16 protein-coding genes are annotated in these 17,684 nt (G+C 62.3%); 10 read left to right on the forward strand and 6 right to left on the reverse strand.

Annotation, left to right across the window (positions count from 1 at the left end; translation table 11 throughout):
- The first annotated feature begins 91 nt into the window (after positions 1-91).
- Complete coding sequence (locus ACFE72_RS07945) at positions 92-1,375, forward strand: amidohydrolase family protein (protein WP_375412530.1); 1,284 nt, start codon at positions 92-94, stop codon at positions 1,373-1,375.
- Positions 1,376-1,434: 59 nt separating this feature from the next.
- Here the strand turns inward: ACFE72_RS07945 and ACFE72_RS07950 are convergent, their stop codons facing one another.
- Together ACFE72_RS07950 and ACFE72_RS07955 are read right to left on the reverse strand one after the other, a co-directional pair.
- Positions 1,435-2,712 carry a PLP-dependent aminotransferase family protein gene (locus ACFE72_RS07950; RefSeq protein ID WP_375412531.1) on the reverse strand — a complete coding sequence of 426 codons (1,278 nt, stop codon included), beginning with the start codon at positions 2,710-2,712 and terminating at the stop codon, positions 1,435-1,437.
- 156 nt (positions 2,713-2,868) lie between these two features.
- Entirely contained in the window at positions 2,869-3,495 is a 627-nt protein-coding gene (locus ACFE72_RS07955; RefSeq protein ID WP_375412532.1) for a DUF3124 domain-containing protein, read from the reverse strand.
- Here ACFE72_RS07955 and ACFE72_RS07960 point away from each other — a divergent pair.
- The 4 genes from ACFE72_RS07960 (at position 3,494) to ACFE72_RS07975 (ending at position 8,948) form a co-directional block, all read left to right on the forward strand.
- Complete coding sequence (locus ACFE72_RS07960) at positions 3,494-5,218, forward strand: cation:proton antiporter (protein ID WP_375412533.1); 1,725 nt, start codon at positions 3,494-3,496, stop codon at positions 5,216-5,218. The genes ACFE72_RS07955 and ACFE72_RS07960 overlap by 2 nt on opposite strands.
- Before the next feature lie 244 nt (positions 5,219-5,462).
- A complete protein-coding gene (ribB, locus tag ACFE72_RS07965; RefSeq protein ID WP_375412534.1) occupies positions 5,463-6,539 on the forward strand; it encodes a 3,4-dihydroxy-2-butanone-4-phosphate synthase in 1,077 nt (358 codons plus the stop codon).
- Positions 6,540-6,674: 135 nt separating this feature from the next.
- On the forward strand, positions 6,675-7,889 hold the full coding sequence (locus tag ACFE72_RS07970; RefSeq protein ID WP_375412535.1) for an acyl-CoA dehydrogenase: 1,215 nt from the start codon (positions 6,675-6,677) through the stop codon (positions 7,887-7,889).
- Positions 7,890-8,030: 141 nt separating this feature from the next.
- On the forward strand, positions 8,031-8,948 hold the full coding sequence (locus tag ACFE72_RS07975; RefSeq protein ID WP_375412536.1) for an MBL fold metallo-hydrolase: 918 nt from the start codon (positions 8,031-8,033) through the stop codon (positions 8,946-8,948).
- A 131-nt stretch (positions 8,949-9,079) separates the two neighbouring features.
- Here the strand turns inward: ACFE72_RS07975 and ACFE72_RS07980 are convergent, their stop codons facing one another.
- Both ACFE72_RS07980 and ACFE72_RS07985 read right to left on the reverse strand, forming a co-directional pair.
- Positions 9,080-9,928, reverse strand: coding sequence for a DUF1499 domain-containing protein (locus ACFE72_RS07980; RefSeq protein WP_375412537.1), 849 nt, complete (start codon positions 9,926-9,928; stop codon positions 9,080-9,082).
- Positions 9,929-10,155: 227 nt separating this feature from the next.
- Positions 10,156-11,784, reverse strand: coding sequence for a fatty-acid--CoA ligase (locus ACFE72_RS07985; protein ID WP_375412538.1), 1,629 nt, complete (start codon positions 11,782-11,784; stop codon positions 10,156-10,158).
- A gap of 34 nt (positions 11,785-11,818) precedes the next feature.
- Here ACFE72_RS07985 and ACFE72_RS07990 point away from each other — a divergent pair, with 34 nt between their 5' ends.
- Entirely contained in the window at positions 11,819-12,877 is a 1,059-nt protein-coding gene (locus ACFE72_RS07990) for an extensin family protein (RefSeq protein ID WP_375412539.1), read from the forward strand.
- Positions 12,878-12,944: 67 nt separating this feature from the next.
- Here the strand turns inward: ACFE72_RS07990 and ACFE72_RS07995 are convergent, their stop codons facing one another.
- A complete protein-coding gene (locus tag ACFE72_RS07995) occupies positions 12,945-13,625 on the reverse strand; it encodes a L,D-transpeptidase (protein ID WP_375412540.1) in 681 nt (226 codons plus the stop codon).
- 359 nt (positions 13,626-13,984) lie between these two features.
- On the opposite strand from ACFE72_RS07995, the gene ACFE72_RS08000 reads away from it, so the two are divergent.
- The gene (locus tag ACFE72_RS08000; protein WP_375412541.1) at positions 13,985-14,965 is read left to right on the forward strand and encodes a magnesium transporter CorA family protein; all 981 of its coding nucleotides are present in this window, start codon (positions 13,985-13,987) and stop codon (positions 14,963-14,965) included.
- A 184-nt stretch (positions 14,966-15,149) separates the two neighbouring features.
- Positions 15,150-15,350 carry a hypothetical protein gene (locus tag ACFE72_RS08005; protein ID WP_375412542.1) on the forward strand — a complete coding sequence of 67 codons (201 nt, stop codon included), beginning with the start codon at positions 15,150-15,152 and terminating at the stop codon, positions 15,348-15,350.
- 54 nt (positions 15,351-15,404) lie between these two features.
- Here the strand turns inward: ACFE72_RS08005 and pdxH are convergent, their stop codons facing one another.
- Positions 15,405-16,046 (reverse strand): pyridoxamine 5'-phosphate oxidase, encoded by a 642-nt coding sequence (pdxH, locus tag ACFE72_RS08010; RefSeq protein ID WP_375412543.1) that lies wholly within the window; start codon positions 16,044-16,046, stop codon positions 15,405-15,407.
- Positions 16,047-16,166: 120 nt separating this feature from the next.
- On the opposite strand from pdxH, the gene ACFE72_RS08015 reads away from it, so the two are divergent.
- Both ACFE72_RS08015 and ACFE72_RS08020 read left to right on the forward strand, forming a co-directional pair.
- A complete protein-coding gene (locus ACFE72_RS08015; protein ID WP_375412544.1) occupies positions 16,167-16,577 on the forward strand; it encodes an RT0821/Lpp0805 family surface protein in 411 nt (136 codons plus the stop codon).
- A 111-nt stretch (positions 16,578-16,688) separates the two neighbouring features.
- Positions 16,689-17,627 carry a DnaJ C-terminal domain-containing protein gene (locus ACFE72_RS08020; RefSeq protein ID WP_375412545.1) on the forward strand — a complete coding sequence of 313 codons (939 nt, stop codon included), beginning with the start codon at positions 16,689-16,691 and terminating at the stop codon, positions 17,625-17,627.
- Positions 17,628-17,684: the final 57 nt, after the last annotated feature.

Below are 17,684 nucleotides of genomic sequence, written 5' to 3' on the forward strand. Positions count from 1 at the left end.
TATGACGCAGTGATGCGGAATGCTTGCGCACCTACGGTGTTAGCTTCATCATCGTTGCCATATAAATAAATCTTTCAGGGGAGACGTCAGCATGCCTGTTGTATCACGCCGCAATTTCCTTGCACTCACTGGCTCGGCTGCCGCAACGACGTTGTCGGGACGGTTCGCAAGCGCTGCGATGGGACCGAGCGACAAGTTCGACCTTGTGATCAAGGGCGGCGATGTACTCGATCCCAGCCAGTCGTTGCGGGGTAAGCGCGACATCGGCATCCGCTGGGGCGCGATCGAAGCGATCGAGAACGACATCCCCGCGGCGCGGGCGTCGAAGACCATTGACGCCACGGGCAAGCTGGTGACGCCCGGCCTGATCGATCTGCATTCCCACGTCTATCCCTACGGCTCGGCGATCGGCATCCCCGCCGATGAGCTGGCGCAGTTTCAGTGCACGACGACAATGGTTTCGGCGGGCGATGCCGGCGTCAATAATCTCGCGGCGCTGCGCCGCTACATCGTGGCGCAGTCGCGGACGCGGATTTACGCCTTCGTACATATCGCCAATAACGGCCTGTCGGCGTTTCCGGTCGCCGAACTCTACAACATCGACAACGCGCAGGTCGAAGCCTGCGCCATGGCGCTTTCGGAAAATCCGGACTTCCTGCTCGGCGTCAAGGTGCGGATGTCTGAAAACGTGATCTACAAGCACGGCATCGAACCATTAAAGCGCGCGATCCAGGCCTGCGAGATGTGCGGCTGGCCGGCGAAGATGATGGTGCATATCGGCGGCGTCGAAACGCCTCGGCTGATGTCGGACATTCTCAACATCCTGCGGCCGGGCGACATCCTCACCCACGCCTATTCGGGAGCGCCGAACAACGCCGGCGCCTTCACCAATATCGTGCAGGACGGCAAATTGTTGCCGGCCGCGCTTGCCGCCAAGCAGCGCGGCGTGATTTTCGATGTCGGCCATGGCGGCGGCAGCTTCGATTTCACGGTTGCCGAGGTGGCGATCCCCGGCGGCTGCACGCCTAATACCATCTCGTCCGACATTCACGTGTTTTCCGGCAACTCGCCGGGAATGCCGTATCTGCCGAACGTGATGAGCAAGTTCATGCTGCTCGGCTTCACGCTGGAGCAGGTGGTGGCGATGGCGACCACGGCGCCGGCGGCGATCATCAACAAGGCGCCGAAGATCGGCACGCTGCAGGTCGGCGCACCCGGCGACGTCGCGATCATGGAGCTGGCGGAGGGGCCGGTGTCATTCCTCGACACCCGCAACAACAAGCGCGACGGCAAGGCAATTCTGAAGCCGGTGCAGACCGTGATCAACGGCGTCCCGTTCGGCCGGCCCTATCAGTCGCCGTTTGCGGTACGGTGAGAAATACACGCTCGTTATGGCCGAGCCTGTCCCGGCCATTCACTTTCTTGTTTCGGCGTTTAAGACCTGATGCCCGGCACAAGGCCGGGCAATGACGACTTAGGCGGTGTCCGCTCCACATTCGCGATTCGCTCGGGCACGCCGAATTCCCGGCGGCACACTTCGGCCAATGCTGCGATGCCCTCGCGGATCTCATCCACCGACGGGCTGGCGAAGCACAGCCGCATCCGGCTCTTGCCATAGGCTTTGTCGGTGGACCATTCCGGCCCCGGATTGATCGCGACGCCAGCGGCGAGCGCGGCCTGATACAGCTTCAGCGTATCGACATTATCGGGCAGTTTCACCCACAGGAAGATGCCGCCCTTCGGATCCTCGAATTCGGCCGCGGTGCCGAACTGTTCGTTGAGCGCTTCCATCAAGGTGTCCAGCTTGGCCCGCAGGCCGCGCGTCAGCCTTGGCACATGCGTGGTGAAATGCGCCGCGCAATATTCCGCCAGCACCATCTGCTCCAACGCCCCGGAGCCGGCGTCGGTCTTCAATGCCAGCATGCGCGACATCGCATCCCATGGGGCGACGATAAAGCCGACTCGCAACGCCGGCGCGATCGATTTGGAAAACGAGCCGATGTGGATCACGCCGCCGTGCGTGCTCAGCGCATAAATCGCGGGCGGGCGTTTGCCGTCCCAGATCAGATCGGCATAGCAATCGTCCTCAAAAATCGGAACGCAGTATTGCTGCGACAGGTTCAGCATTTCGAGACGGCGGGCCTCGGGCATGATGGTGCCGGTGGGATTCTGTACTGTCGGAATCGTATAGATATATTTTGGCTGGATGTTTCTGCGCTTCAGGTCTTCCAGCGCCGCCGCCAGCGCATCGATCCGCATGCCGTCGCCATCGAGCGGGATGCCGATCATGTCGACACCGAGCCGCGTCAGCCGGTTCAGCGCGCCCTGATAGCTGTCCTGTTCGATGATCACGGTATCGCCGCGCGCCAGCAGCGTGTGATTGACCAGATCGAGCGCCTGCAGCGAGCCGGAAACGATCAGGATGTCGTCGGCGGTGCAGGCGATGCCGGCGTCACGTTCGAGCTTGCCGACCAGGAATTCACGCAGCGGGCGGTAGCCCTGCGGGCCGCTGGCGAGGCCGTAAGTGGCGAGCGTGCGGCCCTCACGTTTCAGCACCGCATTGACGGCCTCGATCAGTCCATCGACCGGCACCTGATCCGGGTCGTTGTTGCCGCCGATGAAGGAGTATTTCGCAAGGCCGGTCCACTTCGCCGCGGGCGCCGGCAATCCTGCCGGCAGCAGCGGCGCGAAGTCGAACATTCCGATGGCCATGAACATAGTCTCCCTTTTTGTTTTTCGTCATTCCGGGATGCGCCTCTTGGCGCAGGCCCGGTATCCATACTCACGAACGGTGGTTATGGATTCCGGGCCCGCGCTTCGCGCGCCCCGGAACGACGAGTTATGTGTGTCATCTCGAGCAAACAAAATCTAGTTGCCCCCGACCACCTTCACCGGCCGTCCCTGGCTGATGAATGCGTATTGTCCGGCGCCGAGGCCGCCGAGCATCAGCGCCTCGATTACCGGCTCGGCGATCGGCCCGTCGGCGGCCCAGTCGACGATAAAATTTGCGCCGGTGCCGCCGCGGACATCGGTGGCGGGGATGAACACCTCGATGGTCGCGAACGGCTTTAGCGCGACCGGTTCCTTCAGATAGCTTTGCACCGGCTTGCCGTTGGTGTCGAAATACGCGATCCGCCGCAGTACCAGCGGGCGCGTCTCGGAGGCGTTGTGGACGTTCAGCGTGACCGAAAAATCCGCCCGCAACCGCCCCTCGCTGAGCGACACGCTGGAATAGGCCGGAACATAAAACAAGCCGGTGACGCTGAGTTTCTCCGATGGCAGGCCGGTCAGCGAGGTCGCAAAACGCGGCTCGATGCCGGCTGCGGTCTGTGCCGACGCTATCGGTGCCGCCAGCAGCGCCGCCCAGGCCGCGATCAGCACCAAGGCGGCCGGACTGTGACAGATCGCGCGATGGACATTTCGAATTAGCTCTTTGAGGCTCCAGCGCCCGCCTTTAGGGTGCGCTGGAAGCATCGCCGGCTGGTTCTGGATCATGCACGAGCTCATTCGCGACATCACGCTTTGCATCCTGTTTGCATGGGGGCTTGGGCTTGCAGCCCATTTCTCCCGGCAGCCGCTGATCCTGGCCTATCTTATCGCCGGGTTTTTCATTGGTCCATTCGGGATGGGCTGGGTCAAGTCGCAGGAGTCGATCCAGATCATCTCCGAACTCGGCCTGATCTTCATGCTGTTCATGATCGGCCTGGAAATCGACCTCAAGAAGATCATCCGCGCCGGCCGCGTCATCCTGTTCGCCGCCGGCGGCCAGTTGATCGGCGGCTGCATTCTCGGTGTGCTGTTTTTCATGGCCATCGGCCTCTCGATGGGCGGCGGCGGGTTCGATGCCTTGTATCTCTGCATTGCCTGTGCGCTCTCCAGCACGGTCATTATCGTCAAGGTGCTCTACGAGAAGCGCGAACTCGATACGCTGCCGGGGCGAATCACCCTCGGCGTACTGGTGCTGCAGGATATTTTTGCCATCCTGTTTCTCGCAGTACAGCCCAGCCTTGCCGATCTGCAGGTCGGCGTCATCCTGCTGTCGATCGCGCGCGTGCTGGTGCTGGTGGTTACCGCGCTGGCGCTCAGTCGCTATGTGCTGCCGCCGCTGTTTCACCAGATCGCACGTCGCCCGGAATTGGTGCTGCTGGGCGCGCTGGCGTGGTGTTTCCTGATCGGCCAGATCGCCGAAATGCTGCAGCTGTCGCGCGAAATGGGTTCTTTGGTTGCGGGCGTTTCGCTGTCGACCTTCCCCTATGCGCTGGATGTCACCGCGAAGATCACGACGCTGCGGGATTTTTTTATCACGCTGTTTTTCGTGGCGCTGGGCATGACGATCCCGATTCCCAATTCGTCGGTGATCGGGCTCGCGCTCGTCATCGCCGCCTTCACCGTGGCAAGCCGCATGGTCACTACGTTCACGCCGCTGTATTTTCTCAAGCAAGGGCTGCGCGCCAGCCTGCTGCCGTCGATCAATTTGGCGCAGATCAGTGAATTCTCGCTGGTGGTGATTCAGACCGGCGTCGTCGCCGGCCACATCAAGACCCAGACCGCGAGCGCGGCGTCGTTCGCCTTCGTGATCCTGGCGGTGCTGAGCACCTTCGCCATTGGACGCAGCGACCGGATTACGCGATGGGCGATCGCTTCGTTGAAGCGGATCGGGCTTCGTGATCTCGATCACATCGGGCCGGAGCAGGGCGAGGAGGGCGGCCATGGCGAGGGACGGCGCATCCTGATCCTGGGATTTTTTCGAGCCGCCAGCGCGCTGCTGAGCGAGATCGAACGCCAGAATCCGAAGCTGCTGGACCAGATCGGCGTGGTCGATTTCAATCCGGTGGTATTCCAGAACCTCGCAAAACGCGGCGTGCATGTGACCTACGGCGACATCAGCAATGTAGATACGCTGGTGCATGCCGGGGTCGGTAAAGCCGAGATCATCATCCTCAGCGTGCCGGACTCGCTGCTGAAGGGCGCCGACAACGAAAAGCTGGTCCGTCACGTCCGTTCGCTGAACGAAACCGCGCGGATCATCTCCACCGCCGATCTGTTGGCCGATGTCGAGGATCAGTACGCCGCCGGCGCCGACTATGTGGTGGTGACGCGGCTCAGCGAAGCCCACGAACTGTTCGACGTGATCGAGGCGGCCGACAAGGGACTGCTCGCCGACAAGCGCGCCGAGGTCGACGCGCGCTTAGGCGAACGGCGCGAGGTGCTGCCGTAGCAACGCGTCATGCCCGGCCTTGTGCCGGCATCCACGTCTTACTTACTTTTTGCAGACAGGACGTGGATGGCCGGGACAAGCGCGGCCCTGACGAATTAACGTCCGCCCGGAACGGCTGTCGTAGGGTTTCGCCGAGCGAAACAAAGGCAGGCTCGATGCCCCGCCAGCGTTGTTCTGCCCTGCGTCATATCGCTGGCGCGGGCAGCGAAGTCCGGCTAAATGCTCCCGGCACAAGTGAGACATCATGGCCCACCCGATACCCGAAATTCTCCAGGCGTTCGCCAGCGGCGAAATCGTCGTCGTTACCGACGATGACGACCGCGAGGGCGAGGGCGACCTGATCGTGGCGGCCTCGCTGTGCACTGCAGAAAAGATGGCCTTCATCATCCGCCACACCTCCGGGATCGTCTGCGCGCCGGTCACGACGGAAGACGCACGGCGGCTTCGGCTCGATCCGATGGTGGCAAACAACGAGTCCAACCACACCACGGCGTTTACGGTTTCGATCGACTACAAGCCCGATGGCGGCACCGGCATTTCGGCGGACGAACGCGCCTCCTGCTGCCGGGCGCTCGCCAACCCGAACGCCGGCGCCAGCGATTTCGCCCGCCCCGGTCATGTGTTCCCGCTGATCGCACGCGACGGCGGCGTGCTGCTGCGCTCCGGCCATACCGAGGCGGCGGTCGACCTCTGCAAGCTGAGCAGCCTGCCGCCGGTCGGCGTCATCAGCGAATTGATGAACGACAACGGCACGGTGATGAAGGGCGCGCAGGTGGCGCGGTTCGCGGCCGAACATGGGCTCAAACATGTCACCATCGCCGACATGATCGCCTACCGTCAGGCGCGCGAAAAGCTGATCGAACGGGTTTCGACCTTTACCACCGAAAGTCCGATCGGACCGCTGCAGGGCTACGCCTACCGTTCGCCGTTCGATCCGATCCATCATGCCGCCTTTGTCTACAACGGCATCGGCGACGGCAGGAACGTGCTGACGCGGTTTCACAAGCCCAATATCGTCAAGGACATCTTTACCGGTTCGAAACGCCTGCAGGCGGTGCTGGAACATTTCAAGGCGGCCGGCAGCGGCGTGCTGGTGTACCTGCGAGACGGCGCCGCCGGCGTTCCGGTGGCGCCGCTGGCGGAGTTGAAATCGGCGGAAGCCGACCGCAACCGGCAATGGCGCGAGGTCGGCGTCGGCGCGCAGATCCTGCGCGATCTCGGCGTCAGTTCGATCCGCCATCTCACCTCCTCGGTGCATGACTACAAGGGGCTGTCCGGGTTCGGCATCGAGATCGTCTCTAACGAACACCTTGAAGGGTGATGCCTTGCCGTCATTCCGGGCGCCCGTCTTCGCGCCTAAGAGGGTATGCCCCCGAATGACGGCGCGTAATACGATTGCACTCTTGCCTTCAGCGATTTAACTTGTCGGCAAGTTTGAGACGAGAAAGGAATTTTCATGAGCGTGCGCCCCCAGACCAAGGACAAGCCGGCCCCGGTGAATTTCCAGTGGGACGATCCGTTCATGCTCGACGAGCAGCTCACCGAAGACGAGCGCATGATCCGCGACACTGCGCGCGCTTATGCGCAGGACAAACTGCTGCCACGCGTCACCAAGGCGTATCTGGAAGAGAAGACCGACCGCGATATCTTCAATGAGATGGGCGAACTCGGCCTGATCGGCATCACATTGCCGGAAGAATATGGCTGCGCCAATGCGAGCTATGTCGCCTACGGCCTGGTCGCGCGCGAGATCGAGCGGGTCGATTCCGGCTACCGCTCGATGAATTCGGTGCAGTCGTCGTTGGTGATGCATCCGATCTATGCCTATGGCGACGAGAACCAGCGCAAGAAATATCTGCCAAAACTCGCCACCGGCGAATGGGTCGGCTGCTTCGGCCTGACCGAGCCGGATGCCGGTTCCGATCCCGGCGGCATGAAGACCCGTGCCGAGAAGGTCTCCGATGGTTATCGGCTGACCGGTTCCAAAATGTGGATTTCGAATGCGCCGATTGCCGACGTGTTCGTGGTGTGGGCGAAATCGGCCGAGCATAACAACCAGATCCGCGGTTTCATCCTTGAAAAAGGCATGAAAGGCCTGTCGGCGCCCAAGATCGGCGGCAAGCTTTCCCTGCGTGCGTCGATCACCGGCGAAATCGTGATGGAAGGCGTGGTGGTGCCGGAGAGCGCGCTGCTGCCCAATGTGTCCGGCCTGAAGGGGCCGTTCGGCTGCCTCAACCGCGCGCGCTACGGCATTTCCTGGGGCGCGATGGGTGCCGCGGAAGACTGCATGCATCGTGCCCGGCAGTACACGCTGGACCGCAAACAGTTCAACCGCCCGCTGGCGGCGACGCAACTGGTGCAGAAGAAGCTCGCCGACATGCAGACCGATATCGCACTGGGTTTGCAGGCCTCGTTGCGGGTGGGCCGGCTGATGGATGAAGGAAAGATGGCTCCTGAAATGATCTCCATCGTCAAGCGCAACAATTGCGGCAAGGCGCTCGACATCGCCCGCGTCGCCCGCGACATGCACGGGGGAAACGGCATCCAGATCGAGTATCACGTGATGCGCCACACCGCGAATCTGGAAACGGTGAATACCTATGAGGGAACGCACGACGTCCACGCGCTGATCCTCGGCCGCGCGATCACCGGTATTCAGGCGTTTTCGTAAGGATTGCAGCGCGCGCACGACGTCCAGGCTCGTCATGCCCGGCCATGTGCCGGGCATCCGCGTCTTTGAGGCGTCGAAACAAGGAAGACGTGGGTGGCCGGGACAAGCCCGGCCATGACGGCGTTAACAACAGGCTCTCCCATGTCCGACACCGACGACATCCCGTTCAACCGAGATTTTCCGCTGAAGCCGGGCGTCGTTGACGAGGTCCGGCCGGGCGTGCGCCGCATCCTCTGCAACAATCCCTCGCCGTTCACTTTCACCGGCACGGTGAGCTACATCATCGGCCGCGGCAAGGTTGCGATCGTCGATCCCGGTCCCGACAACGACGCCCACGCATCGGCGCTGCTCGATGCCGTGCGCGGTGAAACCGTCACCCACATCCTCGTCACCCACACCCACCGCGACCATTCGCCGAACACCGCGCGGCTCAAGGCGGCCACCGGCGCGATCGTTTATGCCGAGGGTCCGCACCGTGCGTCCCGCCCGTATTACGAGAGCGAGAAAATTTCCACCGAATCCGGCGCCGATCGCGAGTTCCGGCCCGATGAGCAGGTGCGCGACGGTGAAACCATCGCAGGCGATGGCTGGACGCTGCAGGCGGTGGCGACGCCGGGCCACACCGCCAATCACCTGGCGTTTGCATGGCCCGAGCGGAAGCTGATGTTCATCGGTGACCACGTGATGGGCTGGTCGACGTCGATCGTTGCGCCCCCGGACGGATCGATGGTGGACTACATGGCGTCGCTGCAAAAGTTGACGCTGCGCGACGAAGATCTGTATTTCTCCGGCCACGGCCCGGAAATTCCCGACGCGCCGCGCTATGTCCGGTTCCTGATCCGCCATCGCCGCGCGCGCGAAGCCTCAATCCTGCACCGCCTAGCAAAGGGCGAGGCCGATATCCCGACCATGGTGCGCGCGATCTATATCGGCATCGACCCGCGGCTCACAGGAGCCGCCGGTTATTCCGTGCTCGCGCATCTGGAGGATCTGGTCGGGCGCGGCGTGGTGGCAACCGATGGCGACCCGGCGATCGGCGCGAGTTACCGACTGGCCTGAATTGGCATTGCTTTCGTCAGCGTTGGGCCTGATCCTGCCGGCACACATCTCTGTCGTCATTGCCCGGCTTGAGCCGCGTATGACGCGTTCGATTCTGGATTGCTTCGTTGCTTCGCTCCTTGCAATGACGGCTACTTCTTCGCCACTCCCTTCGCCGGAGCCTTGGCCGGCGCGGCCGGTTTGTTCGGCGCCGGCGCCCTTTCCACGGCGCTGTTGATGTCCTCGATCAGTTTGCTGACGCGGGATGCGTTGCTGCCGAGGTCGCTTTCGAAGTAGCGTGAGGACGAACGGATATCGACGCGTGATCCGTCGCCGTCAGGCGTGATGCGAATTGAGACGTCCTCGCGAAACCCCATGATCGGCGTGCGTGCCACCGCTTCGATGCGGCCGATGCGGCGCGGCGGTTGCGGCGCACGCTCATCGATCACGAGCCATTTGCGCTTGGCGACCAGCGCCAGCGTCACGTCATAGGCGCGTTGCACCGGGACGTCGAGATCCACCGGTTCGATGTCCGGCCAGGTCGCGCGCTGCAGTTCGGCGGAATACAGGCCGGCATAGACCGCGGTGTTGGCGCCCTCGCTTGCGCGCAGCCGTGCCAGCGCCTCGAAGCGCGGCGGGTCGATCGGATCGGTGGTGATGTCGTGGATGGCGGGCAGCTTACGGTATTGCAGGCCGAGATAGGCGGGATAGGCGAGCACCGCGACGTCGATCAGCATCGCCAGCAGGATGCGGCTCATGCCGCGCGATCCGTTCTGCCAGATTGCAGCGAATGCTGCGAGACCGATCAGGATGGACAGGCTCGCGCAGGCCAGCGCGCCGAAAAAAGTCGCCAGCGCCGGGCGCACTTCGAGGAATCCGAAGCGCACGATGATGATCGAGACCACCGCCGCGACCGCCGCGAATATCGCGAGCCGCCTCGCCCAGGTGGCGAGCGCCGAGAACGGTTCGATCTGATAGGACGCGGAAAACCTGCGGGCCATTGGTGGTGTTCTGCCGGGTTAAAAGGTGCGGTCCTGAAATTGCGGGCGATAAACCGGCCCGTTGAGACCACGGTCCTGCGGCGAATTCAAGGGTAGTCAGAGTGCAGGTCGATCCGGTCAAAAACCGTCATGGCCGGGCTTATTCCGGCCTCCACGTCTTGCGTTGGTCATGTCAGGGAAGATGTGGATGCCCGGCACAAGGCCGGGCATGACGGTGACGGCGCGGCTCACGCCGCCGCAGTCGGGAGACTATACGTCTTGAACTGATCCCGCAGCGCGGTTTTAAGAATCTTGCCCGTCGCCGTATGTGGAATACTGTCGACGAACACTACGTCGTCGGGCATCCACCACTTTGCAATTTTGCCCTCCATGTACTTCAATATGTCTTCGCGGGTTGCGGTATTGCCCTGCTTGAGCTGCACGATCAGCAGCGGCCGTTCGTCCCACTTCGGATGATGGACGCCGATTACAGCGGCCTCCGCAACCATCGGATGGCCGACCGCGAGATTTTCCAAATCGATCGATGAAATCCATTCGCCGCCCGACTTGATCACGTCTTTGGACCGGTCGGTGATGCGCATGTAGCCGTGCTGGTCGATGGTGGCGACGTCGCCGGTGTCGAAATAGCCCTCGTCGTCGAGAATGTTGTCCTTGACCCGGTAATAGGCGCCGGACACCGCGGGTCCCCGCACCTTGAGCCGTCCGTAGGTTTTGCCGTCCCAAGGCAGCCGCCGGCCGGCGTCGTCGGTAATCTTCATTTCCACCATGAACGGCGCGTAACCCTGCATCTGCAGGATATCGAGCTTGGCCTCGCCGGTCAGGTTCGAATAGTAGCTCTGCAGCGCGCCGACGGTGCCGATCGGCGACATTTCCGTCATGCCCCAGGCGTGGCGAACCTCGATGCCCATGTCGTCGAATGCCTTGATCATGGAGCGCGGCATCGCCGAGCCGCCGCAGATCACGACCTTCAGATGCGGCAGCGTCGCGTGTTGTTTTTCCATGTGCTGCAGCAGCATCAGCCACACCGTCGGCACGCCGGCGGTGTAGGTGACGTTCTCGGTGTCGAGCAGCTCATAGACCGAGGCGCCGTCAAGCTTGGCCCCGGGCATCACCAGCTTGGTCCCCATGGCGGGTGCGGAGAACGCGATGCCCCAGCTGTTGGCGTGGAACAGCGGCACCACCGGCAGCATGGTATCCTTGGACGTGGCGCCGAGCGCATCGCCGTTGTTAGCCATCATCGAATGCAGCACGTTGGAGCGGTGCGAATACAGCACGCCCTTCGGGTCGCCAGTGGTGCCCGAGGTGTAGCACATCGCCGCTGCGGTATTCTCGTCGAAGGTCTTCCATGTGAAATCGCCGTCGACTTCCGCGATCCAGTCTTCATAAGCGACCGCGTTTTTCAAGGCGGTCTGCGGCATGTGCGCCTTGTCGGTGAAGATGATGTAGCGCTCGACGCTCGGCAGCTTGTCGGCGAGTTTCTCCAGAAGCGGGATGAAGGTCAGGTCGGTCATCACGATGCGGTCTTCGGCATGGTTGATGATCCAGGCGATCTGCTCCGGGAACAGCCGCGGATTGACGGTATGGCAGATCGCCCCGATGCCCATGATGCCGTACCAGGCCTCGAGATGACGCCAGGTGTTCCATGCAATGGTGGCGACGCGGTCGCCGAGCGCGATGCCTTCGCGGTCGAGGCGCTGCGACACTTTCAGCGCGCGCGCACGAATTTCGGCGTAATTGGTGCGATGAATAGGCCCCTCGACCGACCGCGTGACTACCTCGCGCTCGCCATGGACCATCGCCGCATGGTCGATAATCCGATGACACAGCATAGGCCAGTCTTGCATCAATCCGCGCATACGAACGTCCCTCCGAGTGTGCTAGTGCTTTGTCATGAAGTTTAACGCGGCAAAAGCAAGCCGGAAATGGCCTTGTCGCGGCCTCGGCTGCGACAAACGGCTAATGATCGCCATTACGGTCCTACTGCTGGCGCCGGCCGCTGGCGCTGCTCCGGCAATGGCGCGCTCGCCGGCGATGCGCGGCGGGTCTTGGCCGGAGACCCGGCCTCGTCACCATCCTATGGCCATTCCGCTGCCGAAACCACGCCCCGCCGAGGTACCGGCTGCGGAAGATCGGGCCAGCGACGGCAAGCCGGTTGAGGCCGAAAAACCGGCCGCCGCCGGGCCGGCCACGCCGGCGCCGCCCTCGGCCTGCCGGATGGAACTGACCGAAACGATCGCAATTGCGCCCAGCATTCCCGGCATCAGCGGTCCAGGCGGCTGCGGCGGCCAAGACCTGGTCCGGCTGGAGGCGGTAGTGCTGCCGGACAACAGGCGTGTTGCGGTAAAACCCGCGGCGATCCTCCGCTGTACCATGGCGGCGGCGCTTGCGGACTGGATCCGCACCGACATGGCGCCGTTCGCGCAGAGCCTCGGCACCACGCTCGCCGACCTCGATAATTTCGATTCCTTCGAATGCCGCGGCCGCAACCGGGTCGTCGGCGCCAAATTGTCCGAACATGGCCGTGCCAACGCCATCGATGTCCGGGCCCTGAAATTCGCCAACGGGCAGTCGCTGTCGCTGACCGACCGCAGCGCCGCGCGCGCGCAACGCGAAGCCGTGCTGCATTCGGTGTGCGCGCGGTTCACCACGGTGCTGGGGCCGGGCTCCGACTGGTATCACGAGGACCATATCCATCTCGACCTGGCCGAGCGCCGTGGCGGTTACCGCATCTGCCAGTGGAACATCTATGATCCGATGCCGGCCACGGCGCCGTTGCTGCCGGCCGAGCGTCCGGAAGATGCGCCGCCGAGGGAGGTCGCCGCAAAACCGGATGCTGCGAAGCCCGACGCTGCCAAGCCGAATGCAACGGAGCCTGGCACGGAGGCGGAGCCGGTTCCCGAGTCGAAGCGGCGCTTAGCAAAAAAGCGCCGGCGGGCCGGCGCTTTTTGACTTTCCTTCTGAGCATCATACGAATGGATACGGATGGATTGCCAGGTCGAGCCCGGCAATAACATCACTACTGCATGACCAAGTTGCCGCCGCCCTGCAGCGCCATCGCCGAATTGAACGGCGAGTCGCCGTGCTTCGGTTCCAGCACCACGACGATGGCGCCCATCTTCACCCGGTTATACAGATCGATCACGTCCTCATTGGTCATCCGGATGCAGCCGGAAGAGATCGATGCGCCGATATATTCCGGCTGGTTGGTGCCGTGAATCCGGAACAGGGTGTCCTTGCCGCCGGAGTAAAGATAGATCGCGCGCGATCCCATCGGATTGTCTGGGCCGGGCGCCACGAAGGTCGGAACGCCGAGCCGCGAGATCTCGCTTTTGGTCGGATGCCACGGCGGCCATTCGGTCATGCTGCCGACCTTGGCAATGCCGGACCATGCCATGGCTTCCTCGCCGACGGTGATGCCGTAGCGGATCGCCTTGCCGCCATCCATGACGTAATAGAGATAGTGATTGTCGGAATCGACCACGATCGAGCCCGGCGCCTCCTTGCGGTGGTAGTCGACGATGGCGCGGCGGAATGCCTCGGGCACCGGCGTCTTGACGTAGGACACCTTGGCCAGCAATTCCTTGTCGCGCGGCTTGAAATTAGTCTGCGACGTCTCCTGATAGGTGGTTGCCTGCATGCAGCCAGACAGCATCAGGCCGGTGGCCAGAAGTCCCAGTTTTACCTTGAGAGACGACATTATCTTATTCCAATCGAAGACCTGCGTTCCGCGCTGAACTTGCGCTCCAAACGCCACGATTCCATTAAATGGATTATCGCCGAAATCGGCCACAATTCCAGCACTTACACGCACCTTCCGTACTGCAGCACTATGGTTGTGTCATTTATGCCGCTATTTTCGGGATCCACGGCGCATTTTTGAGCAATGGGATAAAAGCCGCCGAATCACGGCCCTATCGTTGCCACCCAACCGCCGCAAATATGGTTTGCAGGCCGTTAAACTGACCGGGAAACGCTTGCCAAACTCGGGCATTTCGGCGCACTGACGAACAGTCGCGGCCGGTCCGGTGCCTCGCGTGATCGGTTTTCGGAGTTCCCATGTTCTCGGTCTTTGTCCCTTCCGACTTCGCGCTGAAGAAAGTCGAGCCGGTCGATCTCGCCGCGATGCCGGAAAACGCGGTTTGGATCGACCTGGTCAAACCGACCGCCGAAGAAGACCACGCCGTGGAACGGTTGGCGGGGATCGCAGTGCCGACCCGGGAAGACATGCAGGAGATCGAGATTTCCAGCCGGCTCTATGTCGAGAATGCCGCGCGCTACATGACCGCCAGCTTGATGTGCGCGGCCGACACTGATTCGCCTCGGATAACGCCGGTGACGTTCATCCTCGCCGGCCATCGCCTGGTCACGGTGCGTTACGATCTGCCAAAGCCGTTCACCCTGGTGGAGAACAAGCTGGCGCGAAGCTGCACCCCCGGCGTCAACGGCGAAACCGTGCTGCTGGAATTGCTTGACGCCGTGATCGACCGCTGCGCCGACATCCTGGAACGGGCCGGCGCGGACGTAGACCAGGTCAGCCACGCCATTTTCGAGCCCGAGGGCGCCGCGCGGACCGGCCACGCCAAGCGCTATTCCGACATCCTGATCGCGATCGGCCGCAAGGGTGATCTCACTTCCAAGGTCCGCGAAAGCCTGGTGTCGATCGGCCGACTCGTCACCTTCGTTGCGGCCGAAGCCGACGGCGCCAAATGGTCGAAGGAGATGCGCGCGCAGCTCAAGACCATGCAGCGCGACGTAGCGTCATTGACCGACCACGCCTCCTATCTGTCCAACAAGATCACCTTCGTGCTCGATGCCATGCTCGGCGTGGTCAATCTCGAGCAGAACAATATCATCAAGCTGTTCTCGGTGATGGCGGTGGTCCTGATGCCGCCGACCCTGATCGCATCGGTGTACGGGATGAATTTTCGGGTGATGCCAGAATTGCAATGGGAGCACGGCTATCCGATGGCGCTGATCATGATGCTGCTCGCCGCGGTGCTGCCTTACGTGTTTTTCAAATGGAAGAAGTGGCTATGAGTTTATATCCGGCCGCTTCATCCCGATGAAAGCGCTCTACACCGCGTCATACGCGGGCTTGAACCGCTTCACCCGCCACAATTTCTCCCGTAAAATTTGAGCGGTGCGCTGAACGTTTGAGCGAAGCTTGTCTGCCATAAAGCTGATCCACGCCGCGAGGACAGCAATGGTTGAGAAAATCCTAATGCCGCGCCGCAACGTCGTTGATTTCGCGACGTATCAACAGGGACGTAAAGCCGCGGCGGCCGTGTTGCATGCGCCGCTGTGCCGGCATTGCGGCGCCAAGCTCGGCGAGGGCGAATTCGAGGACGAATGTTCGAGCGCCGGATCCGGTTTCGAATTAATGCGGGCGCGTGAAAACCTGCGCAAGTTTTACGCGGAATGATCTCAGCCGCCGTCATTTCGCCCGCGCCACTTGGCGCCGGTCCGGAATGACCGTTTACGGGTAAAGCCTTGACTTGACCCACGCTGCATCCGCCGCGTCGCGGCGGAATTCAATGCGGTCGTGCAAGCGAAACGGCCGGTCATGCCAGAATTCGAATTGCGCAGGGTGAACGCGCCAGCCGCTCCAGCCGGATGGCCGCGGTACCTCGCTGATGAGGTGCTTTGCGGCTACGACGGCGATAGCCTGCTCGAACGCAAACCGGCTTTCCAGCGGCTGCGATTGCTTGCTGGCCCATGCGCCGAGCTGGGCCTGTTTCGGCCGCGTCGCAAAATAGGCGTCGGCCTCTGCCTCGGTCACCGGCGTCACATTGCCGCGGACGCGGATTTGCCGGCGCAGTGATTTCCAGTGAAACAGCAACGCCGCCTTCGGATTTGCGGCGAGTTCACGGCCCTTGGCGCTGGCGACATGGCTGTAAAACACGAAACCTTGGGCATCATAGCCCTTCATCAGCACCATCCGCACATCCGGCAGGCCGTTCGCATCGACGGTGGCCAGCGACATGGCGTTGGGATCGTTGGGTTCGGATTTGACCGCCTCGGCAAACCATTCGGCGAACAGCGCAAAAGGGTCCTCCGCGGCGGTGAAATCACCGGACGTTAACGGAGTTGGGTGTTTGATGTCGGTGATGTCGGTCATTTGCCGGAGTTTCTAAAGTTGCGTCCCGCGTCGCAGAGCGCATCACGGTCCGAATGGTGTCCAAGCCTATATAAGGCATGGGCGCGCATTGGCCTATCGGCTATCGCCCCGGCCGGAACGGTGCTTACATTGATTCTGATCGGCTCCAGCTCCGGCGGCTGCAGCCTGTCGCGAACGGAGGCTGCTTTCGCCAGGATGGAAGGCAGTGACGAAACCGGCTCGATCGGTTCGGCGCATTCTGGCAATGAGGGGCCAACCGAAACCGATCTGGCATTTGCTCGCAACGCCGCCTCGGACGTGCTGACCAGAGGAGCTAAGGATTTCAGCCAGCCTTGGGAAAACCCGAAAACCGGCGCACGCGGTTCGGTAACGCCGATCGCCGCCGCCTATACGTCGGAAGGGCGCACCTGCCGCGATTTCCTGGCAAGCTATGTCAACGGCCGGTCGGAAAGCTGGTTGCAGGGCGGCGCCTGCAAGGCGGATCACGGTCAATGGGAAATTCACACGCTAAAACCGTGGCAAAAAGGCTAAGCTTCGGAACTGGCATAACCCGTTGCAAAAATGCCACTGAGACCCCAGATGAAGCCGATGGGGGCCAGTACCCCAATCCTCGAGTTTGAATTCCTGAAGGAGACGTGACGGATGCGCGACCCCTATGAGGTCTTGGGGGTGCAGCGGGGCGCCAGTGCTGCGGCGATCAAGAGCGCCTATCGCAAGCTCGCCAAGAAACATCACCCCGACGCCAACAAGAACGATCCGAAATCCGCGACCCGCTTTTCCGAAATAAACTCGGCCAACGAGATTATCGGCGACGAGGCCAGGCGCAAGCAGTTCGATCGCGGCGAGATCGATGCCGAGGGCAAACCGCGTTTCCAGGGCTTCCCCGGCGGCGATCCGCGCGGGCGCGGCGCTTCACCCGGCGGCGGCTTCAGCTTCCGTACCGGCGGTCCCGGCGCCCAGGAGTTCGGCGGCGGCGCCGGTTTCGAGGATATTCTGAAGAGCATGTTTGGCGGCGCGCGCGGCGGCACCCAGACTTTTGAGGAGAGCCCGTTCGGCGCCGACCTCGATCTCAGCGTTGCCATGTCGGTGTCGCTCGAGGAATCGGTCAAGGGCGGCGAAAAGCGGGTTCGACTGCCGAACGGGAAAGAGCTCAACGTCAAAATCCCGGCGGGTGTCACCCCCGGACAGCAAATCCGGCTGAAGGGGCAGGGCGAAACCGCGCCGGGTCATCGCCCCGGCGACCTGCTGATCACCATCAGCATCGCCCCGCATGCATTCTTCAAGGTCGACGGCAGCGACCTTCGCGTCGATCTGCCGATCACGCTGTATGAGGCGGTGCTCGGGGCCAAGGTTCGTGTCCCGACGCTGAATGGCGCGGTCGAGTTGTCGGTCCCGAAAAATACCTCGAGCGGGCGCACCTTCCGTCTGAAAGGCAAGGGCCTGCCAAAAGCCGGCGGCGCCGGCGACCTGTATTTCATCACCCGCATCATGCTGCCCGACGGCAACGATGCCAAACTTGAAGCGCTGATGGAAAAATGGCGGGATGACCATCCGTATAATCCGAGAAGCGATCTCGGGTGAAGCGTATATGCTGCGTCATTGCCGGGCTTGACCCGGCAGTCCGTTTCGAAAAAATGC

This window comes from uncultured Bradyrhizobium sp. (genome assembly GCF_964252615.1).
In the GTDB taxonomy this organism is placed as follows: domain Bacteria; phylum Pseudomonadota; class Alphaproteobacteria; order Rhizobiales; family Xanthobacteraceae; genus Bradyrhizobium.